This window comes from Empedobacter sp. UBA7248 (assembly GCF_002472945.1).
Classification (GTDB): Bacteria; Bacteroidota; Bacteroidia; order Flavobacteriales; family Weeksellaceae; genus Empedobacter; species Empedobacter falsenii_C.
Map to the genome: position 1 here is coordinate 63,472 of NZ_DKSU01000007.1, position 26,605 is coordinate 90,076.

Annotated in this window: 29 protein-coding genes; 18 read left to right on the forward strand and 11 right to left on the reverse strand. The window is 31.8% G+C overall.

Annotated elements, in window-relative coordinates:
- Position 1: 1 nt before the first annotated feature.
- Together B4A23_RS05930 and B4A23_RS05935 are read left to right on the forward strand one after the other, a co-directional pair.
- Positions 2-1,090 carry a glycosyltransferase gene (locus tag B4A23_RS05930; protein ID WP_291118020.1) on the forward strand — a complete coding sequence of 363 codons (1,089 nt, stop codon included), beginning with the start codon at positions 2-4 and terminating at the stop codon, positions 1,088-1,090.
- Positions 1,091-1,103: 13 nt separating this feature from the next.
- Positions 1,104-2,498 carry an exopolysaccharide biosynthesis polyprenyl glycosylphosphotransferase gene (locus B4A23_RS05935; protein ID WP_291118024.1) on the forward strand — a complete coding sequence of 465 codons (1,395 nt, stop codon included), beginning with the start codon at positions 1,104-1,106 and terminating at the stop codon, positions 2,496-2,498.
- Positions 2,499-2,579: 81 nt separating this feature from the next.
- On the opposite strand, the gene B4A23_RS05940 is transcribed toward B4A23_RS05935, so the two are convergent.
- Positions 2,580-2,768: a hypothetical protein gene (locus B4A23_RS05940; RefSeq protein WP_038336022.1), complete on the reverse strand. Its 189-nt coding sequence runs from the start codon at positions 2,766-2,768 to the stop codon at positions 2,580-2,582.
- 93 nt (positions 2,769-2,861) lie between these two features.
- Here B4A23_RS05940 and B4A23_RS05945 point away from each other — a divergent pair, with 93 nt between their 5' ends.
- On the forward strand, positions 2,862-3,752 hold the full coding sequence (locus B4A23_RS05945; RefSeq protein WP_291118027.1) for a DUF6427 family protein: 891 nt from the start codon (positions 2,862-2,864) through the stop codon (positions 3,750-3,752).
- On the opposite strand, the gene B4A23_RS05950 is transcribed toward B4A23_RS05945, so the two are convergent.
- Together B4A23_RS05950 and queD are read right to left on the reverse strand one after the other, a co-directional pair.
- Complete coding sequence (locus B4A23_RS05950; RefSeq protein WP_280035029.1) at positions 3,687-4,514, reverse strand: UDP-2,3-diacylglucosamine diphosphatase; 828 nt, start codon at positions 4,512-4,514, stop codon at positions 3,687-3,689. The genes B4A23_RS05945 and B4A23_RS05950 overlap by 66 nt on opposite strands.
- Entirely contained in the window at positions 4,490-4,942 is a 453-nt protein-coding gene (gene queD / locus B4A23_RS05955; RefSeq protein WP_219034110.1) for a 6-carboxytetrahydropterin synthase QueD, read from the reverse strand. The genes B4A23_RS05950 and queD overlap by 25 nt, the downstream gene beginning before the upstream one ends.
- A 34-nt stretch (positions 4,943-4,976) precedes the next feature.
- Between queD and B4A23_RS05960 the strand changes: the two genes are divergently transcribed.
- The gene (locus B4A23_RS05960; RefSeq protein WP_291118030.1) at positions 4,977-5,642 is read left to right on the forward strand and encodes a ComF family protein; all 666 of its coding nucleotides are present in this window, start codon (positions 4,977-4,979) and stop codon (positions 5,640-5,642) included.
- A 27-nt stretch (positions 5,643-5,669) separates the two neighbouring features.
- Positions 5,670-7,427, forward strand: a complete 1,758-nt coding sequence (locus tag B4A23_RS05965; RefSeq protein ID WP_291118033.1) for an Ig-like domain-containing protein — start codon at positions 5,670-5,672, stop codon at positions 7,425-7,427.
- Positions 7,428-7,448: 21 nt separating this feature from the next.
- Here the strand turns inward: B4A23_RS05965 and B4A23_RS05970 are convergent, their stop codons facing one another.
- From B4A23_RS05970 to radA, 3 genes are all read right to left on the reverse strand, one after another.
- Positions 7,449-7,859 (reverse strand): DUF2752 domain-containing protein, encoded by a 411-nt coding sequence (locus B4A23_RS05970; RefSeq protein ID WP_291093734.1) that lies wholly within the window; start codon positions 7,857-7,859, stop codon positions 7,449-7,451.
- A gap of 4 nt (positions 7,860-7,863) precedes the next feature.
- Complete coding sequence (locus B4A23_RS05975) at positions 7,864-8,241, reverse strand: CD225/dispanin family protein (protein WP_114998540.1); 378 nt, start codon at positions 8,239-8,241, stop codon at positions 7,864-7,866.
- A gap of 76 nt (positions 8,242-8,317) precedes the next feature.
- Positions 8,318-9,682 carry a DNA repair protein RadA gene (radA, locus tag B4A23_RS05980; protein WP_114998538.1) on the reverse strand — a complete coding sequence of 455 codons (1,365 nt, stop codon included), beginning with the start codon at positions 9,680-9,682 and terminating at the stop codon, positions 8,318-8,320.
- Between the two features lie 198 nt (positions 9,683-9,880).
- Here radA and B4A23_RS05985 point away from each other — a divergent pair, with 198 nt between their 5' ends.
- From B4A23_RS05985 to B4A23_RS06000, 4 genes are read left to right on the forward strand one after another with little or no spacing between them, the layout of a single operon-like run.
- Positions 9,881-10,672, forward strand: a complete 792-nt coding sequence (locus B4A23_RS05985; protein WP_291118036.1) for a hypothetical protein — start codon at positions 9,881-9,883, stop codon at positions 10,670-10,672.
- Positions 10,665-11,447 (forward strand): hypothetical protein, encoded by a 783-nt coding sequence (locus B4A23_RS05990; protein ID WP_291118039.1) that lies wholly within the window; start codon positions 10,665-10,667, stop codon positions 11,445-11,447. The genes B4A23_RS05985 and B4A23_RS05990 overlap by 8 nt, the downstream gene beginning before the upstream one ends.
- On the forward strand, positions 11,440-12,216 hold the full coding sequence (locus B4A23_RS05995) for a hypothetical protein (protein WP_291118042.1): 777 nt from the start codon (positions 11,440-11,442) through the stop codon (positions 12,214-12,216). The genes B4A23_RS05990 and B4A23_RS05995 overlap by 8 nt, the downstream gene beginning before the upstream one ends.
- 28 nt (positions 12,217-12,244) lie before the next feature.
- Complete coding sequence (locus tag B4A23_RS06000; RefSeq protein ID WP_291118046.1) at positions 12,245-12,370, forward strand: hypothetical protein; 126 nt, start codon at positions 12,245-12,247, stop codon at positions 12,368-12,370.
- On the opposite strand, the gene B4A23_RS06005 is transcribed toward B4A23_RS06000, so the two are convergent.
- The 4 genes from B4A23_RS06005 to panC all read right to left on the reverse strand — a co-directional run bounded on the left by B4A23_RS06005 (position 12,365) and on the right by panC (position 15,055).
- The gene (locus B4A23_RS06005) at positions 12,365-12,613 is read right to left on the reverse strand and encodes a hypothetical protein (protein WP_291118048.1); all 249 of its coding nucleotides are present in this window, start codon (positions 12,611-12,613) and stop codon (positions 12,365-12,367) included. The genes B4A23_RS06000 and B4A23_RS06005 overlap by 6 nt on opposite strands.
- A gap of 123 nt (positions 12,614-12,736) precedes the next feature.
- Positions 12,737-13,756 (reverse strand): lysylphosphatidylglycerol synthase transmembrane domain-containing protein, encoded by a 1,020-nt coding sequence (locus tag B4A23_RS06010; protein ID WP_291118051.1) that lies wholly within the window; start codon positions 13,754-13,756, stop codon positions 12,737-12,739.
- Between the two features lie 23 nt (positions 13,757-13,779).
- Complete coding sequence (panD, locus tag B4A23_RS06015) at positions 13,780-14,127, reverse strand: aspartate 1-decarboxylase (protein WP_180905565.1); 348 nt, start codon at positions 14,125-14,127, stop codon at positions 13,780-13,782.
- 85 nt (positions 14,128-14,212) lie between these two features.
- The gene (gene panC / locus B4A23_RS06020; protein ID WP_291118054.1) at positions 14,213-15,055 is read right to left on the reverse strand and encodes a pantoate--beta-alanine ligase; all 843 of its coding nucleotides are present in this window, start codon (positions 15,053-15,055) and stop codon (positions 14,213-14,215) included.
- 118 nt (positions 15,056-15,173) lie between these two features.
- Between panC and B4A23_RS06025 the strand changes: the two genes are divergently transcribed.
- The 6 genes from B4A23_RS06025 (at position 15,174) to B4A23_RS06050 (ending at position 22,348) form a co-directional block, all read left to right on the forward strand.
- A complete protein-coding gene (locus B4A23_RS06025; RefSeq protein WP_286486645.1) occupies positions 15,174-15,986 on the forward strand; it encodes a glycogen/starch synthase in 813 nt (270 codons plus the stop codon).
- Positions 15,987-16,001: 15 nt separating this feature from the next.
- The gene (locus B4A23_RS06030; RefSeq protein WP_291118057.1) at positions 16,002-17,612 is read left to right on the forward strand and encodes a DUF4270 family protein; all 1,611 of its coding nucleotides are present in this window, start codon (positions 16,002-16,004) and stop codon (positions 17,610-17,612) included.
- Positions 17,613-17,658: 46 nt separating this feature from the next.
- Positions 17,659-19,506 carry a glutamine--fructose-6-phosphate transaminase (isomerizing) gene (glmS, locus tag B4A23_RS06035; RefSeq protein ID WP_221854044.1) on the forward strand — a complete coding sequence of 616 codons (1,848 nt, stop codon included), beginning with the start codon at positions 17,659-17,661 and terminating at the stop codon, positions 19,504-19,506.
- Between the two features lie 103 nt (positions 19,507-19,609).
- Entirely contained in the window at positions 19,610-20,197 is a 588-nt protein-coding gene (locus B4A23_RS06040) for a riboflavin synthase (RefSeq protein WP_114998525.1), read from the forward strand.
- A 2-nt stretch (positions 20,198-20,199) separates the two neighbouring features.
- Entirely contained in the window at positions 20,200-21,648 is a 1,449-nt protein-coding gene (locus B4A23_RS06045; protein WP_286486649.1) for a sensor histidine kinase, read from the forward strand.
- Positions 21,641-22,348, forward strand: a complete 708-nt coding sequence (locus tag B4A23_RS06050) for a tRNA1(Val) (adenine(37)-N6)-methyltransferase (RefSeq protein ID WP_291118062.1) — start codon at positions 21,641-21,643, stop codon at positions 22,346-22,348. Before B4A23_RS06045 ends, B4A23_RS06050 begins: the two co-directional genes overlap by 8 nt.
- A gap of 198 nt (positions 22,349-22,546) precedes the next feature.
- On the opposite strand, the gene pckA is transcribed toward B4A23_RS06050, so the two are convergent.
- Complete coding sequence (pckA, locus tag B4A23_RS06055; RefSeq protein ID WP_286502052.1) at positions 22,547-24,118, reverse strand: phosphoenolpyruvate carboxykinase (ATP); 1,572 nt, start codon at positions 24,116-24,118, stop codon at positions 22,547-22,549.
- Positions 24,119-24,346: 228 nt separating this feature from the next.
- Between pckA and B4A23_RS06060 the strand changes: the two genes are divergently transcribed.
- From B4A23_RS06060 to rnc, 3 genes are read left to right on the forward strand one after another with little or no spacing between them, the layout of a single operon-like run.
- Positions 24,347-24,583 carry an acyl carrier protein gene (locus B4A23_RS06060; RefSeq protein ID WP_038336002.1) on the forward strand — a complete coding sequence of 79 codons (237 nt, stop codon included), beginning with the start codon at positions 24,347-24,349 and terminating at the stop codon, positions 24,581-24,583.
- 13 nt (positions 24,584-24,596) lie between these two features.
- Positions 24,597-25,850: a beta-ketoacyl-ACP synthase II gene (fabF, locus tag B4A23_RS06065; RefSeq protein ID WP_125349147.1), complete on the forward strand. Its 1,254-nt coding sequence runs from the start codon at positions 24,597-24,599 to the stop codon at positions 25,848-25,850.
- The gene (rnc, locus tag B4A23_RS06070; RefSeq protein WP_038336000.1) at positions 25,850-26,602 is read left to right on the forward strand and encodes a ribonuclease III; all 753 of its coding nucleotides are present in this window, start codon (positions 25,850-25,852) and stop codon (positions 26,600-26,602) included. Before fabF ends, rnc begins: the two co-directional genes overlap by 1 nt.
- Positions 26,603-26,605: the final 3 nt, after the last annotated feature.

Sequence of the window (26,605 nt, forward strand, 5' to 3'; positions counted from 1 at the left end):
AATGAAAAAAGCTATAATTATTGATTGGCTTGATAAATACGGAGGAGCAGAAAGAGTAATCGCAAAACTTAATCAAATTTTTCTTTTTGACGAGGTATATACTTTGACTAATATTATGAAAAAAGAGGAGTTTTTGGAAATTTTTCCTCAAAAAAATATACAAGTTCACGACACTTTTCTTAGAAATTTAAAAAATAAATTTAGATTTCTTTACTTCATTTTCTTTTGGACAATAAACCGAATGAAAGTTTCTCCAGAAATCGATTATTTTATTTCTTCCTCTCATTCTATAGCAAAAGGTGTTACAAAATCTCGAAAAGACCAAATTCATATAAGTTATTTTCAGGCGAGAAACTCAAATTATATCTGGGACGAAGTAGACTTATATCTTGGTAAAAGTAAATATCTATTCTATCCTTTATTATTGATTCTTAGAAAAATTGATGTTAAACAAGCTCAGAAACCTGATTATATAATTTCTAATTCTAAGTTTGTTCAACAATGGATAAAAAAAACATATAATAGAGAGTCTATTGTAATTTATCCACCCGTTAATTTCGAAAATTTTGAACTTGTAAAACATAAGTCAGATTATTACGTTATTGTAGGTAGAATGGCTTCAATAAAAAGATTTGATGTTGTTATAAAAGCATTTAATCAAAATAAAAAGAAATTAATAGTTATTGGAGATGGAGAAAAGTTAGATGACCTAGTAAAGCTATCGACCTCAGATAATATCCATTTTTTGGGTTTTTTAGAATCGCAACAAGTGGGTGAGTATATCAGCAAAGCAAAAGCATTTATACAAGTTGGAGTAGAAGGTTTTGGGATAGCTCCGTTAGAAGCACAAGCATGTGGAACACCAGTTATAGCTTACGCAAAAGGAGGTGTTTTGGAAACTGTAATTGATAGACAAACAGGTGTTTTTTTTAATGAACAAACTGAAAAAAGTTTAGATTTTGCAATAAATGAATTCGAGCAATTACAGTTTGATCAGACTTTAATGAGGAATCATGCATTAAGTTTTTCTCAAGAAGTTTTCGAGAAAAAAATGAGAGATTTCGTAGAATCAAAAATAAAAAAAGTATAACGTAAATTTTATAATGGGTAATCTTAATAAATTTAACTTTTCAATAAAGATAGGATTCTATATTTTAGATGCATTGATTATTTTTTTTGGTTTACTTTTTTTTATTTGTAATCAATATCAATATTTTTATCATACTAAGTTAGCTAGACTTCCTTATTTTTATGAATTACTCGACGCTCATTACAAAGCAATTTTACTATTATTACTCGCTTGGTTTGTTATTTCAGATTATGTAAAACTTTATTCTATAAAAAGAGTCAATTTTCTTAGAGAAATTCTTCGAAAAATAGTGTTACAAACATTTTTCTTTTCTTTGATTATTTTTACAATTTCTGGAATAAAAAAAGAGGAACTATTAGCGAATCAGTTAATTGTTTATTTTGTTTTCATTTTATTTGTTTATCTAATCTTTACACGATTACTTGTATTTTTTGTTAGTCGCTATAATTTTCAAAAGGGGAATGACGTAAAGAATGTTATTGTTTTAGGAGAGAATAGTAATACACCACGTTTTAAATCGATTATAGAGAATAGAAAACATTATGGATATAGAATTATCAAAACAAATAATATTATTGATAATGATTCACTAGAAGCAGTTTTATTATCAAATAAAGTTAAAGAAATATTTATATCTCAATTAGGATTACCTATATCATTACAAGAGCAAAATATTGTTAATTTTTGCGAAGATCATCATGTAAAAGTGAGTTATATACCTTATTCGTTGAACACAGAATTAGTAAGTTTAGATGTTGTATACATTGATACTTTACCTATTTTTAGATTTAAAAAATTTCCTTTAGAAAAAACGGAAAATAAATTGATCAAATCATTATTTGATGTTATTATTTCTTTTTTTGTTTTAATTTTTATTATGAGTTGGTTGTTTCCGATAATTGCAATTTTAATTAGGTTAGATTCGAAAGGTCCTATTTTGTTTAAACAAAAAAGAAGAGGAATCAATGGAGTAGAGTTTGACTGTTATAAATTTAGAACAATGCGTAATGATGGAACAAATTCCATTAAAGCTACAGTAGTTAACGATAATAGAATTACAAAAATTGGAAAGTTTCTTCGTAAAGCAAGTTTAGATGAATTGCCACAATTTTTTAATGTGCTGAATGGAGATATGTCTCTTGTAGGTCCACGACCGCATATGATTTCTCAAGATATCTATTATAGCGAAATTATTAAGAAATATAATCTTCGTAATTATGTGAAACCAGGTATTACTGGTTTAGCACAAGTAAAAGGTTATCGTGGAGCTATAGATTGTGATAAAGATATGGAAGACCGTATACGAACAGATATTTTTTACGTACGTAATTGGTCACTTCTTTTAGATTTACAGATTATTTATCAAACAGTTGTTTTGATTTTCAAAGGAGACAAAAACGCAATATAACTCACAAAAAAACCTCTTATAAAATTTATAAGAGGTTTTTCGAATTAATTCGAAAATATATTTTATACAATATAAGATAAATTATCTTTCGTATCTTTTTTCATTTTCGGTTCCAAAGCTAGCGATTTTATATAACCACCATCCAAGTAATGCGCATCCGATGAATGTAAATAACCATCCAAAGATAACACCAACTGGAGATAATAAGTTTTCAAAAGTCCATTTGAAAATATCACCAATCGCAAAAAATAAATCAGTTATAACTCCCATATTCTAGTTTATTGCTTAATTTGCATCAAAGTTAATAAAATGTTGGTTAATCTACTTGACAAAAGGAATTTTTTTATACAGATTTTTATCATTGTGCTGTTTATATTGCTTGGAATTACTAATTTTAACAGTATTGATCTGAGTAATTTAGAAAAATTAGGTGTAATCCTGACGATTTTGACGATTGCTTTTGTGGGGTATATCGACAATACGAATGATTTAATTTCGACTTCTTCCTATCCAACTTTTACTTACATTTTGTGGATAATGCCTTTTATTGCAGGTTTATCAGATTATAGAATTGCTGGAAGTTTGTTGCTTGTGACTTATGTAACAGTGCAATTACTCTATTTTGAGTCCGAAAAAAATGATACGTACAACGCTTTTGATATAGGCGTTTTTATGAGTTTTGCAATTTTATTAAGTCCGCCACTTATTTTCTTAGGAATTGTAGTTTTTACTTATTTCTTGACTTTAAGAGTTGTAGAACCAAAAATTCCTATTCTTGGTTTTCTAGGATTTATTCTTCCAATATTAATCGTTGCTCAAGTAAGTTTTCTGCTTGATTATTACTTTATGTTCGATTTTTATAAAGAACAATTGATGTTAACAATGGTGCATTTCGAATGGAAACAATTGTTTTTAGTTCCAATTGCAATTATTCTAATTTATTCAATCGTTAATCATTTCAAGAATGTGAATAAATTGACAGCACAAAAGAAACGAATCTTTTTGTTGATGCATTTTATGTTTGGAACAATGTTGATTACGTATATTCTTTACGGAGGGAATAATGATGCTTATCTTGCCTTCTTAGGTTTTAGCATTATGTTGATGTTAACAAGATATTTTAGCGAAAGCAAACCCAAAATAGAATGGCTAAAAGAGGCATTTCTTTGGGTTTTTATGATTTGCTTGCTAATCTATAATTTTTATGATAGAATCCCGAGATTCTTCTCCTTGATTACGGAGGTAAGTTTTTAATTCGAATTCTTTTCCATCAAAAATACCATAGGTAAAGTAGTTAATCCAATCGCCAAGATTGATATGACGCGCTTTGCCTATCGCAATTTCCATTGGTAAATGTCGATGTCCATAAATTAGATAATCGTAGTATTTTCGATGCAATTGTTTGCGGCTATACATGATTAACCATTCATTGTCAACGCCCAAAAAATTAACATCTTCGTCACCCGAAATCATTTTATTTTTTCGCGAAGCTGTAATTCCCAACCACATTGCCAAATCCGGATGAAGTAGATAAAAAAGAAATTGACAAACTTTGTTTGTAAAAACCTTTTTCATGCGTTTGTAGCCTTTATCACCAGGACCTTTTCCATCGCCATGAACAATAAAAAATTCTTTCCCATTGATAATAAAATCCTGCTTATCTCGGAAAACAATCGCATTGATTTGTTCTTCTAAATAATCTTTCATCCATAAATCATGGTTTCCAACAAAGAAATAAATAGGAATTCCACGATCAGAAATTTCGGCTAATTTTCCTAAAACACGCACAAATCCTTTCGGAACAACGTGTTTATATTCGAACCAAAAATCGAACAAATCGCCAATCAAAAATAAAACACCACAATCGTCTTTTATTTCGTCAAGCCATTTTACAAACAATTTTTCGCGCACCAAACTATCTTTTTCATTCGGAGCACCAAAGTGATGATCCGAAGAAAAATAGGCTTTTTTACCAGCTTCTAACTGAATGTTTATTGGTTGTCCTCCGCTAACCATTCTGCATAAGAATTTTCAGTTTCATGTAATTTCAAAGCAACCAAATCGATATTCGTTGGTAAAAGAGGTTTGATTTTATCCACAATCCATAAAATCATATTTTCAGCAGATGGTTGATAATCTGTAAAAACAACATTGTGACCTTCTGCTAATAATTTTTCTCCTAATGTTTTGTGAGGCGAATTTTCGTTCAATAAAATTGCGTGATCAAAAAGATTAACAATTTCTTTGTTCACAATTTTTTTCAAATCCCCAAAATCCATCACCATTCCAAGTTTCACATCGTTTGGGTCTTCAGAAGGTGTTCCTTTCACAGTTACAAATAATTTGTACGAATGTCCATGTATATTTTTACACTTTCCGTCATAACCATGCAAAGCATGTGCAGTTTCGAACGTAAAAGCTTTTGTAAGTCGAATGATTTTCATTAAATTTAGTACTAAACTTTAATTTGCAAAGGTAATGGAAATCAAAACAATCGTAAATTCTTTGGTTGATTTATTTTTTCCGATGCGTTGTTTGGATTGTCAAGACGTCATTCAACCTTCGCAATTTCTGTGTGTTTCGTGCTCAACAAAACTTGTTTTTACGCATTTTAATTTCGATAAAAATAATCGTGCTTATGATAAATTGAGAAATTTTTGCGAGGTCGAAAACGCTTTTTCTTTGTTAGAATTTAAACATCATAATACAACGCAAGCCATTTTACATGAAATGAAATATAGAAATCGTCCAGAAATTGGAATTGATTTAGCGCAATTGATTAAGTTTGATTTGAGTGATTATGATGGAATTATTCCGATTCCTTTGCATCCAAAAAGATTGAAAATAAGAGGCTACAATCAAGTAGAAGATTTTGCACGAACGTTGGCTGAAATCAACCAGATGAATTATTTTTCGGATGGATTAATTCGAACGAAATACAATTCATCTCAAGTAAATGAAGACAAAAAACATCGATTGGAAAATATGAAAGAAGCGTTTGAAATCAATCCAAATCTTAAGTCTGGACATTATATTTTGATTGATGATGTGTTAACAACTGGCGCAACGATTGCATCGGCAATAAAAAAGTTTAATCTTTCAGAAAATTTTAAGATAAGTGTAATTACCATTGCTTGTGCTTAATAACAAGCTTTTTCTTAACTTGCGCCCATGAATAAGACGACACGTTTTTCGCTTTTGATGTTAACCATTTTGATGGTTATTTCTTGTGCAAGACAAGGTTCACCAACGGGAGGGCCTAAAGATGAAACTCCTCCAGTTTTCCTAAAAGCTGATCCAGATACGTTGGCAACGAATGTAGATGTCAATTTACAAGAGGCAACAATCAACTTTGATGAGTATATTCTTCTAAAAGAGTACAGTAAAAATGTTGTTGTTTCGCCATCGTTTCAAATTCCGCCAATTGTGACGCCGCAAGCTTTAGCGAAGAAATATATTTCGATTAAATTTCAAGAACCATTGTTACCAAATACGACATATAGTTTCAATTTTGGTGATGCGATTCAAGATTTTAACGAAAATAATAAGTTGTCAAACTTTCAATATGTTTTTTCGACAGGTAGTTTTATCGATTCGTTGAAGGTGACAGGTCGAGTAAATTCGTCTTATGATTTCAAATTGCCAGAGAAGATATTGGTCGGGCTATATAAAGTAGATAGTACATACAAAGACAGCATTATTCTGCAAAAGAAACCATATTACATTGCGAGAGCCAATGATAAAGGAGAATATCAATTAAATTACTTGGCTTCGGGCAAATATAAATTGATTGCTTTCGAGGATAAGGTAGAAAATGTGATGTACGATTATGGGAAAGAGCGTTTGGCTTTTCATAACGAACCAATTGAGTTGAATGCAAATCAACAAATCAACTTGAATTTATTCAATCAAAAACCAGCTTATCGTAAACCTGAAGCGAGTTTTAAACAAGAGGGTTTAATTGTTTTTAAAACGACTGGCGCAACGGATGATGTAACGATAACGCCGGTTGGGAAAGAATTCAAAACAGCTTATATTCAGAAGTTTCCAAAACAAGATTCGATTAATTTTTGGTTCAATCCAAAGGTGGATACAATTGTAGGAAAAAGCGCAAAATTGAATTTCAAGGTTCAACATAAAGATCAAATTGATGAAATAAGTGCATTATATTCAAAATCGAATACAGAACGAAAATTAGAATTTAAAGCATTAAATGATCAAAAATTAGCGCCAAATAAACCATTTAAAGTTCAGGCAAATGCACCAATAAAATCATTGGATTTATCTAAAATTTATGTGTTTAAGGATACCGTTTCAATTCCATTCAAAGTTTCGATTGATACAGTGAATGCACAGAACTTGAATTTTGCTTTTGATAAAAATTTAGACGAAAAATTTGAAGTTAATATCTATCCAAATGCATTGACAGATGTGTTAGGAGAGAAGAATGATACGCTTGCTTATCCAATAAAAATGGGAACGCGTGGCGATTTTGGACATTTGAAATTAACGCTTCAAAATACTCCAAGCAAACCATTTATCCTACAATTTCTAAAAACTGATAAAGACTTTACAGTGATTGAAGAATTATATAATCCAGCAAATAAAAACTATTTCGAATTCAATTTTATTGAGCCAGGTGAATATTTGTTCCGTTTATTGGTTGATGAAAACGAAAATGGAAAATGGGATACAGGCGATTATTTATCAGGTAAACAGCCCGAACCTATTTATTTGTATCCAGAGCCAATCAAAATTAGAGCGATGTGGGATGCGACTGAAACATGGGTTTTAGGTGAGGCAAATCAACCCGTTTCTTTACCAAATGATGACAAAGATTCGGACAAAAATAGAATACGTCGAGGAGAATTGAAAGAAGGCGAGGAGCGCCAAAATCCACGAACAACAAATAAGAAATCAGAGGAATAGTTCTCTGATTTTTTTTTGATTCTAACTCTCTGGAGCCAAATATATAAAAGGTGAAAGAGGAATGTTTCTCAAAATAGAATAAATCAAAAGGAAGATTAAGAAATTTCGCGCAAAACTTGCAGGGAGATGTAATTTGCCTGACATTGGTTTGCCTAAAAAAATATTTCCAACAATAGCATAATACAATTGTACACAAATGTAAAGTGCAAAAGGCAAAATAAGATTGTAGCGTAACGATTGTAAAAAATGCCCGTGAACAAGCAAGGAAAAAGCACGTTGACCACCACAGCCAGGACACCATAAACCTATTATTTCATGAAACATACATTTGATAGAAAACGGATTTTGGTTGCTGTAATAACTATAAAAATAGACAATTACCAAAATGGGTAAAAGCGTTGCTAGTCCATAAACCAAAATCCGTTTTATCATATGATTAATTTCCGTTAGAGCTTTCTAAAATACTTTTATATTGCTCCATATAGGCATCCATACCTCCTGTAATTAACATCACAACATTGATAATAACACCAATTACGCCTAAACCAATTGCAACATAAGCTAATAATTTAGAATTCTTAGCTGCTTGTTCAGCACCTGTATAATCGCCAATATTGTGTTTTGTATTCACTTGATTTGCAAAAACAATTGCAATAATACCCACAATAGTACCGATGCAACAAGGAGAACAAAGCCCTAAAACAGTACCAATGATTGCTAAAACAAGGTTGTTTTCTGGTTTTGGTTTAATTTCTTCAAAAGAAGATTGTTGAGGTTGATTAAAATCTTGAGTAGATTGGTTAGAATAATCCATAATAATGTTTTTTTAGTTTCGAATAAAAATAGAAAAAATAATGTATAAATCAAGTGTTTATAAAAGATTTAATATTCTATTGAAATAACATGCGATATAAATCTTCAACTTTAGAAATTCTAACGATTCGAATTCCAAAATCGGTGTCTTTTATTTTATTGTATTTTGAAACAAAAATTGCATCAAAACCTAATTTTTCGGCTTCGGTAATGCGTTGTTCAACACGATTTACAGCTCTTATTTCTCCACTCAAACCAACTTCTCCTGCAAAACAACAATTATCTGGAACAGCAGAATCTTCGCTCGATGAAAGAATTGCCGCAATAACAGCCAAATCAATTGCAGGATCATCCACTCGAATTCCGCCTGTAATATTCAAGAAAACATCTTTCATATTCAGTCTGAACCCAGCACGTTTTTCTAAAACTGCCAACAACATATTCAATCGTTTGGCATCAAAACCAGTCGCCGTACGTTGCGGAGTTCCATAAACCGCCGTAGAAACCAAAGCTTGAATTTCAATTAACATCGGGCGAACACCTTCCAAAGTTGCTGCAATTGCATTTCCGCTCAATAATTCATCTTTCTTTGTAATTAATACTTCAGATGGATTTGTCACTTCGCGCAAACCAGCACCTTGCATTTCGTAAATTCCAATTTCTGCAGTTGAGCCAAAACGGTTTTTATTTGCACGTAAAATTCGGTAAATATGGTTGCGATCACCTTCAAATTGTAACACAACATCTACCATATGCTCCAAAATTTTTGGACCAGCAATTACACCTTCTTTTGTAATATGACCAATTAAAATAATCGGTGTGTTAGTTTCTTTTGCGTATTGAATTAGCTCAAAAGTTGTTTCTCGAATTTGAGAAATACTTCCTGGAGACGATTCTACATAAGTTGTTTGAAGTGTTTGAACAGAATCGACAACAATCAGTTGAGGTTGAATTTCTTTGGCGTGAGCAAATATTTTTTGCGTATTGGTTTCAGGTAAAATAAAACATTGATCCGATTCAATTCCAATTCGTTCAGCACGAAGTTTTACTTGTGAAACAGATTCTTCTCCAGATACATATAAGATTTTAATCGTATCTAACTTTAAGGCTACTTGCAACATTAATGTGGATTTTCCAACCCCAGGTTCTCCACCAACCAAAATCACTGATCCAGGAACAATTCCACCACCTAAAACTCGGTCTAATTCTTGGTTTTTTGTCGAAATTCTTATTTCTCCTAATGGATTTATTTCTCGGATATTCAGTGCAAAAGTTTTCTCTTTTTTATCCGATTTATCTTTCCACGATTTTTTTTCGTCGCCTTTGTCCACAATTTCTTCAACAATGGTATTCCATTCGCCACAACTTTTGCATTGTCCCATCCATTGCGAGGTTTGCGTGCCACAGTTTTGGCAGAAATATGTAGTTTTTGTTTTAGCCATAGTTTCAAATTTAGACAAAAATAATCTTTTATCGCGACAAGATATGGAGTTATAAGTGTGAAAAATTTTAATACAACAACTAAAAAACGTTAACGATAATTTACTTTTTTAACAAATTATCAACTTTAGATAAAGTTGAGTTAAATATTGATTTTCAATTGTTTTCTCGATTATTTTTAATCATATTTTAAAATGCCAATGAAAAGAACTTTACTTCTTAGCTTTTTTTATATTTTTTGTATTTCTGCCTATGCTCAAAGTACTTTAATTACAGGAAAAATTATTGTGGATGATGCAGATGAAGTTATTGATTTGGAAGGAACTTTGATTGAAAACTTAACGACAAAAGCCAAAACAAAAGCGAATAATGTTGGCTTATTTTCGATAAATGTGAATTTGAATGATGAATTGTTAATCAAACATACGGGAATTGAAGAAAGAAGATTAAAAGTTTCTGAAAGCACGATTACGAAAGGTTTTGTGATGATTCACGTAAATATTGAAGCAATTGAATTGAAGGAAGCGAATATCTCGAAATTGGATAAAAATTCGCTCAAAAATTTGGGAAAAGAAAAATCATTTCAAGAAAAATTGAATGATGAAGCAGGTTTTACTTCTCTAGAATTTAAAGCGGAACTGAATCTTAAACATGATGAGGAAAGAGTGAATAGAACGATTAAACAAGTTGGTGGAGTTAATTTGCTTGGGTTGTTAAATGTGTTTAAAAGTCCAAAAAAGCGAATGAAAAATCCTGTTCCGATAAAAGTTGTGAAAGAAGATCAATTGTCGGCGTTACATAAATTTTTTACGACCTATTATTTTGTGAATGATTTGAAAATTCCTGAAGGAAAAATAAACGAGTTTTTGGATTATTGTTATTCAAATTTTGATTTTCCCAAATTGTTGCGAGATAATAATTTTGATGAAATTCTTTTTATAATTGAGGAACAAGCACCAATTTATTTAGCAAAAATGAAGAAAAATGAGTAGAATAAAATACATTATATTATTGAATTTGTTGAGCGTTTTTACATTTGCGCAGACGACTTTGATTACCGGAAAAGTGGTGATTGATGATGGAATTGCTGGGCAAGATGTGGTGGACAATATTTTGGTGACAAATGAATCGACGAATGCTAGAGTTTTGACAAACGAAAATGGAATGTTTTCGATTAAGGCGTCTGTTGGAGATGAATTGATTTTTACGCACGATTTTTATATCGAACGAAAAATCAAAATTACATCGGATATTTTAGCAAAAGGAATGCTGACGATTCACTTGAATATTGAAACAATTGAACTTGCTGAAGCGAGAATTAATACGTTAGACAAAAACTTTAAGAACAATATCAAGCTCAAATATGACCAAGTTGATGAAATGTACAAACAGTTGAATTTGGGAATTGATCCTAATTTGCGTTTCAGAAAAATCGATCCCAATGCTACATCAAATATTGGAAGTTTTGGATTATTGAATCCTGCGGCATGGATTACTGCAATTTCAGGTCAACGGAAGCGAGAAAAAAGACAGTATGAATATTTCAAAAAAGAAGATAGAATAAAAGATTTGGAGAATTATTTTACCCTAAATTATTTCATTGAAACATTGAATATTCCAGAAAATAAAGTCAGTGAATATGTAAAGTATTGTTATATTAATTTTGAATTAGATAAATTGGTCACAGCAAATAATTACGACAAAATTACTCAGATTCTAGAGGAACAAGCACCGATTTATTTGTCAAAAATCCAAAAGAATGAATAAAATTTTATACGTTATAATTTTCGGTTTGATAAGCACTTTTTCTTTTGCGCAAACAACTTTGATTACTGGAAAAGTGGTGATTGATGATGGTGTTGTTGGGCAAGATGATGTGGATCATATTTTGATTATGAACGAAATGACTAACGCCAGAGTTTTGACAAACGAAAATGGAATGTTTTCGATCAAAGCGTCTGTTGGAGATGAATTGGTGATTACACATGATTTTTATATCGAACGAAAAATCAAAATTACTTCGGATATTTTTGCCAAAGGAATGTTGACGATTCATTTGAATATTGAAACGATTGAACTTGCTGAAGCGCGAATTAATACATTAGACAAAAATTTTAAGAATAACATCAAGCTAGAACATGGAAAAGTTGATGAATTGTATGATAATTTGAACTTGGGTTTTGATCCAAATTTGCGCTTCCGAAAGATAAATCCTAACATGACTTCTACAATTAATAATAATGGGTTGTTGGATCCTTCTTTGTGGATAGCAACTATTTCTGGGCAAAAGAAAAAAGATAAAAAACAAAATGAATATTTCAAAAAGGTAGATAAAATCAAAGATTTAGAGAATTATTTTACCTCAAATTATTTCATCGAAACATTGAATATTCCTGAAAATAAAGTCACGGATTATGTGCGATATTGTTATGCGAATTTTGAATTGGAGAAACTCGTAAAAGAAAATAAATACGATAAAATAACAGAGATTTTAGAAGAACAAGCGCCTAAATATTTGGAAATGATAAAGAAATAAAATGTATATTTAATAAAACTTATTCGTTATGGAATTACTTTTTGTGCAGTTAGTCAATATTATTTTCTTTGTAGTGATGAAAATATTTTATAAAATAAATCCTTGGGAAATCAATAAAATGGTAAAACTTTGGAATAGAAAGTTTGGATTATAATTTTTCAAAATAAGCTTGAATTTCATTTATTTTCAAACTAAAAACTTGAGATTGATGATTATATTTTTGAATTAATTTTAATGTAATTTCTTTTGATTCTAATTGAAAATGAATATTTTGTAAATAATAGAAAGAAATCAATAATTCCAATTCTTCAACAGAAAAATCTTTATTTGTGAGATTAGGATTTGAAAGAAGATTAATCTGATGTTCTTTTTCGAAATACGCAGATATTTTAGTCAAATCGAATTGAATTTCTTCTTCAGAAATACTTTTAGGATTATGTTAATAACGTTCTATGCTTTCTAATAAAGCATTTACAAAACGTGAAAAATAATCTCTTTCATCTAACATTTTTATGTGAAACTATTGTGTAGAATCTCGTCGAATTCGTGCGATTTTGTAAATAGCAATTAACCCAAAACTAATCATCGATACAACTTGAGCTATATAAAGGATTAACCCAAAATAATCGCCAATTGCTCGTCCTTCATGCTGATCTCCGCCTTTTGCTAAATAAACTGCCGAAAATGCAATCGACATAATATACGGATAAGCCAAACCGCCCGAAACAGGTAAAATCATTCCCAGAGATCCTGCAATCAAAAGAAATAACCCTTCTGGTATTCCAAAATTTTTGGTATCTGGAAAAGCGAAGAAAACAAGGAAAGTCATTAGGAAATAACAAATCCAAAGTGCGAAAGAATAAAAAATAAATAAACCTCTTTTTTCTAATTTTGAGATTGATTTTATGCCTTCCCAAAGTCCAAATAGAAAGATTTTAATCTTTTCAAAAAACTTTAATTGACTAATTTTTTTCCAGAAAATAACAACTAATCCTATTCCTAAAACAAGAATTCCAATTGCGATGTAATATTTTAAGAAAGAAGGTTCTGTTGTTGGTTGATGCGCTTTTTCTTTATTCCCTAATTCAACAAATTTGATGAATGTTTCGTAATTGAAAATAAGAGTTAAACCGAAAAATAATCCCAAAAATAAAACGTCAATTACACGTTCTAAAACTACTGTTCCGAAAGATTTCTCAAACGGCACTTTTTCCATTTTATAGAAACTTGTAGCACGAGCTACTTCACCACTTCGAGGAATGGTCAAATTCATAAAATATGCAAATGCAATAGCCCAAAAACCAGATGAGGTTTGTGTGTTGTAGCCCATCGGCTTTAGAAGTAGATTCCAACGAGCGGCGCGTATCCAATACGTGAGAATACTGATTGCCATAGATGCAAAAATCCAAAAATAATTAGTTTGTTTTAAAACTTTTGCAACTCGTTCGAAATCAATTTGCTTCACTGTTACCACGACAAAAAAAACGGCTAACAATGAAGCTATGATTAAGAAGAGCGATTGTTTGATCTTACTCTTCATATAAATTATTGAAAATTAATCCCTTAATCTAAACGATTGTTCTCGTTAGGGAAAACAATTGTTGGTTCGTAGGTTTTGGCTTCCTCAAATTCCATCATCGCATACGTGATTAAAATGACAGTATCACCTACTTGTACTTTACGTGCCGCTGGTCCATTCAAACAAATTTCTCCACTTCCTCGTTTTCCTTTAATAATGTAAGTTTCAAAACGTTCTCCGTTTTCTTGAACCACAATTTGAATTTTTTGACCAACTACCATATTTGCAGCGTCTATCAAATCTTCATCGATTGTAATACTTCCGATGTAGTTTAATTTTGCGTCTGTTACCTTAACTCTATGTATTTTAGAGTGAAATACTTCTATCATCATAATTTTGCAAAGTTACACTGAACTTATAAATTTCAAAACCCGTTCCAATATTTTTCGATTGGAGTGAAGGATTTGTTATATTTTATTAAAACTGAATATTATCGATTAAACGTACATCGCCTGCATAAGCAACGACAAATCCACGAATATGTTTGGCATCAGAAAAATGTTCGATAGACAATAACGTTTCTTCATCTGTGATTTCAAAATATTCTAATTCGAAGGGTGAATTTTTGAATTCATTTTCGACGAAAGCTTTTACTTCAGCAACATCTTTTCCTTCATTCTTAAGCTTTACTGCTTGTGATAAAATCGAATAAATTTGAGGTGCATCTGAAGTTTGTTGTGTTGATAAACGTGTATTTCTTGAACTAAATGCTAAACCAGAATCTGCTCTGTGAATTGGCATTGGAACAATTTCGACATCTAAATTCTCTTGTTTTACCATTTCTTGGATGATACGAATTTGCTGAAAATCTTTTTCTCCAAAATACGCTCTTGTTGGCTGAACTGCTTTGAATAATTTGCAAACAATTGTTGCCACTCCATCAAAATGTCCAGGACGAGACGCTCCTTCCATCACTTGGTCTATTGTACCAAAATCGTAGTGTTTTGCACTTTCATTTGCATCATATAAATCCTCAACAGTAGGCATATAGACAAAATCGCAGCCATTTTTCATTAACAATTCTTTATCATTTTCCTCAGTTCGAGGATATTTTGCTAAATCTTCTGGATTATTAAATTGTGTCGGATTGACAAAAATGCTGACGATTGTGTAGTCGTTTTGAGCTTTAGAAGCTTTGACCAAAGACATGTGACCTTCGTGTAAAGCGCCCATTGTAGGGATAAAGCCAATGGTTTTGTTTTGGTTTTTTAACTCGACGATTGCGGGAGTTAATTTTTCCTTTTCGTTAAATATAACCATAACACTGATTTGTTAAAAAAAAACTAATATCTCGCAAAGCTACTATAAGCAAATAATATATCAACATTTTTTTGTAAATTTGTGCCTTATTATTCATTAGGAAAAGAGAGTAGAAATTATGGAAGGAAAGCGCATATTGTATGTAACAACAGAAATGGTACCTTACTTTCCTGAAAATCCGATGTCTTCACAAGCATTAGATTTGCCAAAAATCATGCAAAGTAGTGGCGCAGATGTAAGAATCTTTATGCCAAGATTTGGAGCAATTAACGAAAGAAGACACCAATTACACGAAGTAATACGACTTTCAGGTATGAACATGATTATTAATGATTTGGATCAGCCATTAATCATTAAAGTCGCTTCTGTTCCAGGAGAAAGACTACAAGTGTATTTTATTGATAACGAAGAATATTTCAAACGTAAAGAAGTTTATGGAGAAGATAATGGATTATTTTCTGATAACGACGAGCGTTCTATTTTCTTCGCAAAAGGAGTTTTAGAGACAGTAAAAAAATTAAACTGGAAACCAGATGTTGTTCACGTAATGGGTTGGATGTCTAGTTTAGTACCATTGTATCTAAAAAAATATTATTCTGACGATCCTTTCTTTCAAGATGCAAAAGTTGTTGTTTCTTTATTTGACAACGGATTTGAAGGAGAATTAGATAACGAATTAGTTAAAAAATTAGCTTTTGATAAAGTAGAAGCTGATGTACAAACATATTTAGAAAAACCTACACATTTGGGTATGATTCAAGCTTCTTTACAATATGCTGATGCAGTTGCGAAAGGGGAAGAGATGATTCCAGAAGATGTGAAAAACTATATCAACCAACAAAATATTCCTCTATTAGACTATTGTTCTAAAGAGCAAGCAAAAGAAGTTTACAACAACTTCTATATTGAGGAAGTAATGAACTCTAATTAAAATCTGTTTAGATTAATGAAAAAAATTTTGAATGTCCTTTCTGTGTCTGTTGCAATGATGATTGGAATGGGAGCAATTGTTTCGTGTGAGAATGAAACACTAGGATTAGATAACAATGTGATTGGAGGTGAGGCAGAAGGAAATGTAAAATCCTTGGATGTTATTGCTTTTAATGCCAATTTTGATACGCTTCGTACAGATAAATTTGTACTTCAAAATGGAGCTTTTGGTGTGTATAATGAACCAATTTTTGGTTCTACATCTTCTAAGTTTTATACACAAATTAGACCTTCGTCTATAGGTAATCAAGATTTTGGAACAGAACCTAAAGTAGATTCTGTGAATTTAGTAATTCCAGTTTATTACAGCACGACTAAAGATCCAATTTCTAAAGATACAATCAATCTTTCTAAACCAGGAGAGAAACCAAAAGATACAGATACAATCCAAATTACGACAAAGTATGCAGTAGATTCTTTGTATGGAAATAAGGATTTAACAATGACGTTGAAAATTAAAGACATTAATACAGTCTTATATAAAGACACAAAATATTTTTCAACATTAAGTGGACTTGAGACGCCAATTTCTGTTAATTCGAGAGTAATTGGAAAAGCTACAATCGGAAAAACAGTAACAGGAAAAGTTGTTAAACAAAAAACTGGAACTTCTAATATTTCTGAAGTTGTTCCTGGTTACAAAGTTTCTTTAGATCCAGATTATTTTGACGAAAAAATTATTAAAAATGCTAAAACAGGATTACTTTCTGATTATGCAACATTTATTCGTGAAAATATCAAAGGTTTAGAGTTTTCTGTTGAAGAATCAAATGGATTTATTGTCAATTTTAATCCAAATAAAATTGATTTGAATATGTATTATTCTAAAAAGAATCCAACTGAAAAAAAAGATACTGATAAAGATTATAAAGAACGCGTAAGTGTTACTTATGCTTTTGATATGACAAATCAATGGAATTCTGGTACTGCAAATAATGCAAATATTATTGCTTCTCAAATTGTGAATAATACAATAGGTTCTACTTATTCTACAATCAAACCTGATGAAGTGAATGGTGATGCGAGATTGTATTTAAGCGGAATGAGTGGAAATTATGCAAAATTAAAATTCAATCAAACGCAATTAGATGAATTAAAATCTGAGATGACAAAAAGCAATATTGTAATTCTTGGTGCAAAATTAAAATTCTATATTGATGGTTCTACAGGTTTTCCAAAACCTCCTTATTTAGTTGCTTGGAATAACTATAAAAAAGATGACAAAATTGTAAATGAATTGTATGCAGACGTTTTAGAATTCTATAATGCGTACCCGACATCAGTACACTTTAATCCTATTGTAAAAGGAGATACTGATTATTATACAATTGATATCACGAAACATCTAAAAAGCATGTTAGAGAAAGGAAATGAGTTTAAAGATCAAACGATGTTTATTACAATGGGTAATTTTATAACATCTGTTAGTGACGCAACAACTATTAATAGTACAAATCCTTATCAAAATAATAGAGCTTATAATCCATACAGAATTGTTTTACATGGAAATAATTCGGAAGTAGCGGATAAAAAGCTAAAATTATTAGTATATTACTCTCAAAAATAGAAAGTATTATATTGAACGAATTTAACTTAAAATACTATAAAATATTATGTGTGGAATTGTAGGATATATTGGACATCGCGAAGCGTACCCAATTATAATTAATGGACTAAAAAGACTAGAATATCGTGGATATGATAGTGCTGGATTAGTTCTTTCTACTGGTACCGATTTTGAATTGGTAAAAACAAAAGGAAAAGTTTCTGATTTAGAAGATAAATCAGCAAGTTTAGATAAAACACCTCATTTAGGGATTGGGCATACTCGTTGGGCAACACATGGTGTACCAAATGATGTAAACTCTCATCCACATATGTCTAATAATGGACGTTTGGTATTGGTTCATAACGGAATTATTGAAAATTATGAATCAATCAAACAATTATTAAAAGACAAAGGTTACGTTTTTCATAGTGATACGGATACAGAAGTTTTAGTAAACTTTATTCAATTATTTCAAGAAGAACAAAACTTAAACTTAACTGACGCAGTTCGTTTAGCTTTAAATGAAGTGATTGGAGCTTATGCAATTGCAGTTTTAGACAAAGAAGAAGCAAATACAATTGTTGTAGGACGTTTAGGTTCTCCATTGGCAATTGGTATTGGAGAGAACGAATTTTTCGTTGCTTCTGATGCTTCTCCGTTTATCGAGTTTACAAAAGATGCGGTTTATTTGGAAGATGGAGATATGGCAACAATTACTTTAGATAAAGAAGTTGATGTACGTACAATCCAAAATAATGAAGCGGTATCTTTAGATGTTCAAGAGTTACAATTAAATATTGAAGCGATTGAAAAAGGTGGTTACGAGCATTTCATGTTAAAAGAAATCAACGAACAACCTCGTTCTATTCGTGATACAATGCGTGGACGTTTATTAGTAGACGAAGGCGTTATTAAAATGGCTGGTATTTGGGATCATCAAGAGAAATTCTTGAATGCTAAACGTATCATCATTGTTGCATGTGGAACTTCTTATCATGCAGGTTTAGTTGCAGAATACATGATCGAAGATTTCGCTCGTATTCCTGTAGAAGTTGAATATGCATCTGAGTTCCGTTACCGTAATCCAATCATCAACAAACACGATGTGGTGATTGCGATTTCTCAATCAGGAGAAACGGCAGATACATTGGCAGCGCTTAAATTAGCGAAAGAAAACGGTGCATTTATTTTTGGAATCAACAATGTTGTAGGTTCTTCTATTGCTCGTATTACAGATGCTGGTGCTTATACACATGCGGGACCAGAAATTGGTGTTGCATCAACAAAAGCATTTACAGCTCAGTTAACAATTTTAGCATTGATTGCCTTAAAATTAGGAAAACAAAACGGTGAATTATCAACAGAGAAATTTACATTGTTAACACGAGAATTAGAGCGTATTCCAGATTTAGTTCAACAAATTTTAGATAACTGTGAAGGGGTTGTTGATCAAATCGCAGAAAAATACAAAGACAACAGAAATGCAATTTATTTAGGACGTGGATACAACTATCCATCGGCTTTAGAAGGAGCATTAAAATTGAAAGAGATTTCATATATCCACGCAGAGGGTTATCCAGCAGCAGAGATGAAGCACGGGCCAATTGCATTATTGGACGAAAATATGCCAGTTATCGTTATTGCAACGAAAAAAGGTTATTACGAAAAAGTAGTTTCTAACATTCAAGAAATTAAATCACGTAGCGCCAAAGTAATTGCAATTGTTAATGATGGTGATGAGCAAGTAACTGCTATGGCAGATGATTACGTAGTAATCCCAGAAACAGCAGAAGAATTCTCTCCAATCTTAACAGCTATTCCATTACAATTATTATCGTACTGGATTGCCGTTAAATTAGGTAAGAATGTAGATCAGCCTCGTAACTTGGCAAAATCTGTTACTGTAGAGTAAAAATTATTACAGAGATAATATATTTAAGGGATGATGTTTTAAAATCATCCCTTTTTCATTTTATAAGTTTAAATTAATTATTAATTTCACAAAAAATAACATCATGTTTACAGGAATCGTAGAAGGAGTAGGAAAGCTTATAAAAGCAGAGAAAGAGCAATCTAATTTACATTTATGGATTGAGGCTGATTTTTGTGATGAATTAAAAATTGATCAAAGTGTTGCACATAATGGAGTTTGTTTAACGGTTGTTGATTTCAAAGATGGACTTTATAAAGTTACTGCTATAGAGGAAACCTTACAAAAAACAAATTTTAACACATTAAAAAATGGTGATTTAATTAATTTAGAACGATGTTTGCAATTCAATGGTCGTATTGATGGTCACATTGTGCAAGGTCATGTAGATCAAACCGGAAAAATTGTTTCGATAGAAAACCAAAATGGTAGCTTTTTTGTTACTGTAGAATACGATGAAGCTTCGTCTGGAAATGTTACAGTAGAAAAAGGTTCAATTTGTCTTAACGGAATTAGTTTAACAGTTGTTGACAGTAAAGTAGGGCAGTTTTCGGTTGCGATTATTCCGTATACTTGGGAGTTTACAAACCTTAATCAAGTGAAAGTGGGCGATACAATGAATTTAGAATTTGATATCTTAGGAAAATACGTCAAAAGATTATTCCAAAAATAAAAATGATTAGAAAAAAAAATAACCTATCGCTACCCGTTCGTATTATCATTTATATGGTAACGATTTTGTTATTTACAGCAGGTGCTATCTTGCTGATTACTGCCAATCATTTCAATGAACAAACTAAACAATATCACGAAGATATTCTCAAACGAAAAGTTAGAGCGGTAGAGTCTGCGATAGATTACGAAATGGATAATTATCCTGGAATTGCAACCAAAGATAATATTCATGCGATTTTAGAAGATGGTTTTCTTCGCATCGGTGATATCAATAAAACCGATATTGTAATTTATGATTTACGTGGTAATAAAATTTTAACTACACAACCAGTTTCAACGACTTACAATGTTTTGCCTCAAAAAATATTAGACAAACTACAAAAGTCAAATGATTTTATTGTAACGAATAAAGATACAGCCGACGATAACAATGTTTATTCGTCTTATAGTAATATCAAAAATTATTACAACGAAAACATTGCTGTTCTCTGTCTACCTTATCAATCTAACCAAGATTTTTTACAGCAAGACATGTTTACCTTAATTGGTAGTTATGGATTAGCTTTTGGAGTTATTCTTTTGTTTGGAACCTTGGCGGTTTATTTTGTTACAAAACGTACCCTGAATAAACTTTGGTCATTTGCAGATCGTATTCGAGAAACAGAAGTTATTGTAAACAATATGCCTATTCGTTATGATGGTAACGATGAAATAAAGGTTCTGGTAGATTCTTATAATGATATGTTGAACCGATTGCGGGAACAATCAGATTTATTAGCTAAGCAAGAGCGTGAAGAAGCATGGCGAGATTTTGCGAGACAAGTTGCGCATGAAGTCAAGAATCCATTAACACCAATGCGATTAATGATTCAGAATTATATGCGAAAATTTGATGCAAATGATCCAAATCTAGAAGAAAAAACAATGAGAACTGGTAATATTTTATTGCAACAAATTGATACCATTTCTGCGATTGCCGAAGCTTTTTCAGATTTTGCTAAAATGCCTTCTCGTAAAGATGAAAAAATCGATGTGGTTGATGTCATAAAAAATACGCTTTATGTTTTTCCAATGGAGTTCATCGAATTTAATTATTCTCCAAACATCATCATGATGCGTTTTGATAAACAATATTTGAATCGAATTATTACAAATATTACAAAAAATGCGTTTCAATCTATTCCACAATCTCGTATTGCGAAAGTTAAAGTAGATGTGTTTTTAGTAGGAGGTTTTTTACATATAACCATTCAAGATAATGGGGATGGAATTCCTGTAGAATCGCAAGATTCTATTTTTGTTCCAAAGTTTACAACAAAGAATAGTGGAATGGGAATTGGTTTGCCAATGGTCAAAAAAATTATTGACGATTATGACGGAACAATTCGTTTCGAAACCGAAATTTCTGTTGGTACAACATTCTATATTTTGATTCCTTACAATGAATAGAAAACCTTTTCGATTCAAACAATTCGAAATTTTTCAAGACAAAACCGCAATGAAAGTAGGCACAGATGGTGTTTTACTTGGTGCTTGGGCTGATTTAAAAAGTGGAAATACTATTTTAGATATTGGTACAGGAACTGGATTAATTTCGTTGATGTTAGCGCAACGTTTTCCTCTTTCTATGATTGATGCAATAGAAATTGATAACGATGCTTTTTTACAAGCAAAAGAGAATTTCGAGAATGCACCTTTTTCAGATCGATTAACCATTTTTAATTCATCGCTTCAAGATTATTCAACCAATAAAAAATATGATTTGATTGTCAGTAATCCACCTTTTTTTGTGGTGAATGATACGGTTGATTTTGATGCGCGTAAACAAGCACGCCAGCAAGAAACGTTGACTTTCGAAGAATTAATAAAAAAAACTGCTGAATTACTACATAAAGACGGATTAGCGAGTTTTATAATTCCATACGACCAAATGGATGGTTTTTGTATGATAGCGGCTCAAAACGCTTTAAAACTATCTAGAGTTGTTTATATCAAAGGGAATTCGACAACAGTAACAAAACGTGTGTTGTTAGAATTTAGTTTTTATGAAAAAGATATACAAGAAAAAGAATTAATCATTGAAGTCGATCGTCATCAATACACAGAAGATTATATTAAGTTGACAAGGGATTTTTACTTGAAAATGTAATTTTCATCAAAGATGAAAAACGATGAGTAAACTACTTATTTTATATCAAATAGAAATGTATTTCTATGTATCTATGTGATGATTTATTCCAAAATTTAAAAACATAAAAAAACCGAGCAAATTGCTCGGTTTTGTATTTATTTCTGATTTTCAAAATGAGTTAAAAACTTAACCTCAATCTTAATCTCAGTTTTAATCTTAAATTGTTGGTCCACCAGCTAATAAATCAGCAGTTGCAAATTCTTCGAATTTCTTGAAGTTCGCTTTGAATTTATCTGCTAATTCTTTCGCATTTGCTTCGTATGCTGCTGTAGAATCAAAAGAAGTCGCTGGACTTAATTTTTCTGAAGCAACACCTTCGATTGCAACTGGAACTTCAAATCCGAAATAAGGATCTTTTTTGAATTCTGTATTGTTCAAATCTCCGTTTAAAGCTGCATTGATAACCGCACGTGTATCTTTTAAAGACATACGCTCTTTTTTACCATTCCAACCTGTATTGATTAACCAAACATTTACACCAGTTTTCTCAACTTTATCGCTCAACATTTCAGCATATTTAGTTGGATGTAACGGCATGAATGGCGCACCAAAACATGTAGAAAATGTAGTTTGAGGCTCTGTAACACCAGCTTCTGTACCAGCAACTTTAGATGTATATCCTGAGATAAATAAGTAAGCCGCTTGATCTGGGTTTAATTTTGCAATTGGAGGGAAAACTCCGTAAGCATCAAACGATAAGAAGAAAATATTTTTAGGATTCTTTCCTACAGAAGGAACTGCAATATTTTCGATATAATCAATTGGATAAGAAACACGTGTGTTTTCTGTGATAGATGTATCTGTAAAATCAACCTCGTTAGTTCCTGGAATTAATTTACAGTTTTCTAATAAAGCTCCGTCTTTGATTGCTGCAAAAATTTCTGGCTCACCTTCTGGAGATAAGTTGATAACTTTTGCGTAACAACCACCTTCAAAATTGAAAACCGTATTGTCTTCTGTCCATCCGTGTTCGTCATCACCAATCAAACGTCTGTTTTTGTCTGCTGATAAAGTTGTTTTTCCTGTTCCAGATAAACCAAAGAACATTGCTGTATCTCCATTTTCACCTGAGTTAGCAGAACAGTGCATTGGTAAAGTATTTCTGAATACTGGCATGATGAAGTTTAAGGCAGAGAAAATACCCTTTTTCATTTCTCCTGTATAACCAGTTCCTCCGTTTAAAACGATTTTACGTTTAAAATTTAAGATAGAGAAATTGTGTTGTCTTGTACCATCTTCATTAGCGTCTGCAACAAAAGTTGGCGCATTGATAATTGTCCATTCAGAATCACCAAAGTTTTTTAATTCTTCTTCTGTTGGACGAATAAACATGTTATAGATAAATAAATTAGCAGCAGGAGTTTCTGTAATTGCTCTAATTTTTGTTTTGTAAGAATCATCAGCACAAGCAAAAGCATCACGTACATAAATTTCGCGGTTGCTTAAATGCTCAACAACTTTATCATACAAAGCGTCAAATTTATCAGAATCGAAAGGAATATTAATGTTTCCATCCCACCAAACGTTTTCTGCAGTAATATCATCTTTTACAATAAAACGATCTTTAGGAGAACGTCCTGTAAATTCTCCTGTTAACATATTTACTGCTCCAGAAGATGTAATTTCTCCTTGTCCTAGCTCTACCATTTTCTCCGTAAGCTCTTGAGGAGATAATTGATAGTTAATTTTGGAATTTTTTATTCCGTAAGATGCCAATTCTATGCTCATTTTTGTGATTTTTATAGTATTTTAAAATATTAAAGGTAAAAACTTTGCACAAAGTTACAATAAAAAGAAGCGTGAAAAATTTGACTTATGTCATTCACTTAAACGTTTTCGTGAATATTTATTCACCATATATTTGCAAGTTCTTATGCGTGCATATAAAAAAAAGCTTGTATTTAATATAAGTTTTATATTTTTGCACTAGTTTACAACAATTAAAATTAGAAAATTATGTCTGACATTACATCAAGAGTGAAAGCAATTATCGTAGATAAATTAGGAGTTGACGAAAGCGAAGTTACGCTAGAAGCAAGTTTCACTAACGATTTAGGAGCTGATTCATTAGACACAGTAGAATTAATCATGGAATTCGAAAAAGAATTTGATATCCAAATTCCAGACGATCAAGCAGAAAAAATTTCTACTGTAGGTCAAGCTGTAACATACATCGAAGACTTAAACAAGTAATAGTTCCTATTTTATGGAATTAAAAAGAGTAGTAGTAACAGGTTTAGGCGCGCTAACACCAATCGGAAATACATACCAAGAATATTGGAATGGATTAGTGAATGGTGTAAGTGGCGCTGCGCCTATTACGCTTTTTGACGCAACTCTTTTTAAGACACAATTTGCTTGTGAGATCAAGAACTTCAATATTGAAGATCATTTTGATCGTAAAGAGGCAAGAAAAATTGACCGTTGTGCCCAATTGGGAATTATTGCAGCTAGAGAGGCAATAAAACACAGTGGAATCTTAGAAGATGCAAATGTAAACAAAGAGCGTATCGGCGTTATATGGGGATCTGGTATCGGTGGAATTAAAACTTTTGAAGAAGAAGTTTCTAATTACGCAACAGGAAATGGAACACCACGTTTCAATCCTTTCTTTATCCCTAAGATGATTGCAGATATCACGCCTGGTCATATTTCAATGGAATTTGGTCTTATGGGACCTAATTATACAACTGTTTCGGCATGTGCCTCTTCTACAAACGCAATTATTGATGCTTACATGTTATTAAGACTTGGAAAAGCTGATGCAATTGTTGCAGGAGGGTCAGAAGCTGCGATTACAGCTGCAAGTATTGGAGGTTTCAATGCATTACATGCGTTATCTACACGAAATGATGATCCACAAACTGCTTCTCGTCCATTCGACAAAGACCGCGACGGTTTTGTAATGGGAGAAGGAGCTGGAAGTATTATTTTAGAAGAATACGAACATGCAATTGCACGTGGAGCTACAATTTATGCAGAATTAGTAGGGACAGGAATGACAGCAGATGCTCACCATATTACAGCACCACATCCAGAAGGATTAGGCGCACTTAATGTGATGAGAGAGGCTTTATTAGACGCAAATATCAGTGTAGAAGATGTAGATCATATTAATATGCATGGTACATCGACTGGATTAGGAGATATTGCAGAATCTAAAGCTATTCAAAAATTATTTGGAGAACATGCTTATAATATTCAAATCAATTCAACAAAATCTATGACTGGACACTTATTAGGTGGTGCAGGGATTATTGAAGCGATTTCGGCTATTGGAGCAATCAATAACAGTATCGTTCCACCAACAATTAATCATTTTACGGATGATGAAAATCTTGATCCGAAAATCGATTATACATTTAACAAAGCAAAAGAGAAAAATGTAGATTATGCATTGAGTAATACTTTTGGTTTCGGTGGTCACAATGCTTGTGTGATATTTAAGAAGTATAAGTAATGTCTTTCTTAAAAAAATTATTTTCTTTTAAAAATCATCGTGATGATTCAAATTCATCTGATCCTTTTTTGAAATTTTTGAAGTCGATTTTGGGTTATACTCCTCGCAATGTTGAGGTTTTTAAAGAAGCATTTACCCACAGATCTGCACAGAAAAAAGATGAAAACGGAAACAGTATAAACTTTGAAAGATTAGAGTTTTTAGGAGATGCATTACTTGGTGCTTCTGCAGCAATGCACTTATACTACAAAGCGCCAGATCAACAAGAAGGTTATTTAACAAAAATGCGTTCTAAAATTGTTTCGCGTAAACAATTGAATGCCGTTTCGAAACAACTTGGCTTGTTGGATTATTTGGATCCAATGAATAATCACAACAATTTAGGTGAAGACGTAAATGGTGATATGTTGGAAGCTTTGGTAGGTGCAATTTATGTTGATGGAGGCATAGATGCTGTACAAAAATTTATTCAAGTCAAAATTATTGACCCTTATGCGGATTTAGATCGTTTGGAACACACGATTACAAGTCACAAATCGTTGATTTTGGAATGGAGTCAAAAAACGAGAAATACGATAAGATTCAATACATTTGAGGAGCAAAACGCAGAAGATTTGCAGGTTTTTGTATCAGTTATCCGTCTCAATGATAAAGTCATCTCGAAAGGGAGAGGAACTTCTAAAAAGAAAGCGGAAGAAAGTGCAGCAAAACGCGCCTATTATTCGCTACAAAAGAAAATAGAAAAAGTTTAGAAA

What these genes read in the sequence shown, in the direction of transcription:
- B4A23_RS05975 (WP_114998540.1), bottom strand. Translation starts at nt 8,241, where the DNA reads ATGGATTATTCTAACCAATCTACTCAAGATTTTAATCAACCTCAACAA.
- B4A23_RS06040 (WP_114998525.1), top strand. Translation starts at nt 19,610, where the DNA reads ATGTTTACAGGAATCGTAGAAGGAGTAGGAAAGCTTATAAAAGCAGAG.
- B4A23_RS05995 (WP_291118042.1), top strand. Translation starts at nt 11,440, where the DNA reads ATGAATAAAATTTTATACGTTATAATTTTCGGTTTGATAAGCACTTTT.
- B4A23_RS06010 (WP_291118051.1), bottom strand. Translation starts at nt 13,756, where the DNA reads ATGAAGAGTAAGATCAAACAATCGCTCTTCTTAATCATAGCTTCATTG.
- B4A23_RS06045 (WP_286486649.1), top strand. Translation starts at nt 20,200, where the DNA reads ATGATTAGAAAAAAAAATAACCTATCGCTACCCGTTCGTATTATCATT.
- pckA (WP_286502052.1), bottom strand. Translation starts at nt 24,118, where the DNA reads ATGAGCATAGAATTGGCATCTTACGGAATAAAAAATTCCAAAATTAAC.
- queD (WP_219034110.1), bottom strand. Translation starts at nt 4,942, where the DNA reads ATGAAAATCATTCGACTTACAAAAGCTTTTACGTTCGAAACTGCACAT.
- radA (WP_114998538.1), bottom strand. Translation starts at nt 9,682, where the DNA reads ATGGCTAAAACAAAAACTACATATTTCTGCCAAAACTGTGGCACGCAA.
- B4A23_RS05985 (WP_291118036.1), top strand. Translation starts at nt 9,881, where the DNA reads ATGAAAAGAACTTTACTTCTTAGCTTTTTTTATATTTTTTGTATTTCT.
- B4A23_RS05935 (WP_291118024.1), top strand. Translation starts at nt 1,104, where the DNA reads ATGGGTAATCTTAATAAATTTAACTTTTCAATAAAGATAGGATTCTAT.
- B4A23_RS05950 (WP_280035029.1), bottom strand. Translation starts at nt 4,514, where the DNA reads ATGGTTAGCGGAGGACAACCAATAAACATTCAGTTAGAAGCTGGTAAA.
- B4A23_RS06000 (WP_291118046.1), top strand. Translation starts at nt 12,245, where the DNA reads ATGGAATTACTTTTTGTGCAGTTAGTCAATATTATTTTCTTTGTAGTG.
- glmS (WP_221854044.1), top strand. Translation starts at nt 17,659, where the DNA reads ATGTGTGGAATTGTAGGATATATTGGACATCGCGAAGCGTACCCAATT.
- B4A23_RS05990 (WP_291118039.1), top strand. Translation starts at nt 10,665, where the DNA reads ATGAGTAGAATAAAATACATTATATTATTGAATTTGTTGAGCGTTTTT.
- B4A23_RS06030 (WP_291118057.1), top strand. Translation starts at nt 16,002, where the DNA reads ATGAAAAAAATTTTGAATGTCCTTTCTGTGTCTGTTGCAATGATGATT.
- panC (WP_291118054.1), bottom strand. Translation starts at nt 15,055, where the DNA reads ATGGTTATATTTAACGAAAAGGAAAAATTAACTCCCGCAATCGTCGAG.
- panD (WP_180905565.1), bottom strand. Translation starts at nt 14,127, where the DNA reads ATGATGATAGAAGTATTTCACTCTAAAATACATAGAGTTAAGGTAACA.
- B4A23_RS05940 (WP_038336022.1), bottom strand. Translation starts at nt 2,768, where the DNA reads ATGGGAGTTATAACTGATTTATTTTTTGCGATTGGTGATATTTTCAAA.
- B4A23_RS05960 (WP_291118030.1), top strand. Translation starts at nt 4,977, where the DNA reads ATGGAAATCAAAACAATCGTAAATTCTTTGGTTGATTTATTTTTTCCG.
- B4A23_RS05930 (WP_291118020.1), top strand. Translation starts at nt 2, where the DNA reads ATGAAAAAAGCTATAATTATTGATTGGCTTGATAAATACGGAGGAGCA.
- B4A23_RS06060 (WP_038336002.1), top strand. Translation starts at nt 24,347, where the DNA reads ATGTCTGACATTACATCAAGAGTGAAAGCAATTATCGTAGATAAATTA.
- rnc (WP_038336000.1), top strand. Translation starts at nt 25,850, where the DNA reads ATGTCTTTCTTAAAAAAATTATTTTCTTTTAAAAATCATCGTGATGAT.
- fabF (WP_125349147.1), top strand. Translation starts at nt 24,597, where the DNA reads ATGGAATTAAAAAGAGTAGTAGTAACAGGTTTAGGCGCGCTAACACCA.
- B4A23_RS05970 (WP_291093734.1), bottom strand. Translation starts at nt 7,859, where the DNA reads ATGATAAAACGGATTTTGGTTTATGGACTAGCAACGCTTTTACCCATT.
- B4A23_RS06025 (WP_286486645.1), top strand. Translation starts at nt 15,174, where the DNA reads ATGGAAGGAAAGCGCATATTGTATGTAACAACAGAAATGGTACCTTAC.
- B4A23_RS06050 (WP_291118062.1), top strand. Translation starts at nt 21,641, where the DNA reads ATGAATAGAAAACCTTTTCGATTCAAACAATTCGAAATTTTTCAAGAC.
- B4A23_RS05965 (WP_291118033.1), top strand. Translation starts at nt 5,670, where the DNA reads ATGAATAAGACGACACGTTTTTCGCTTTTGATGTTAACCATTTTGATG.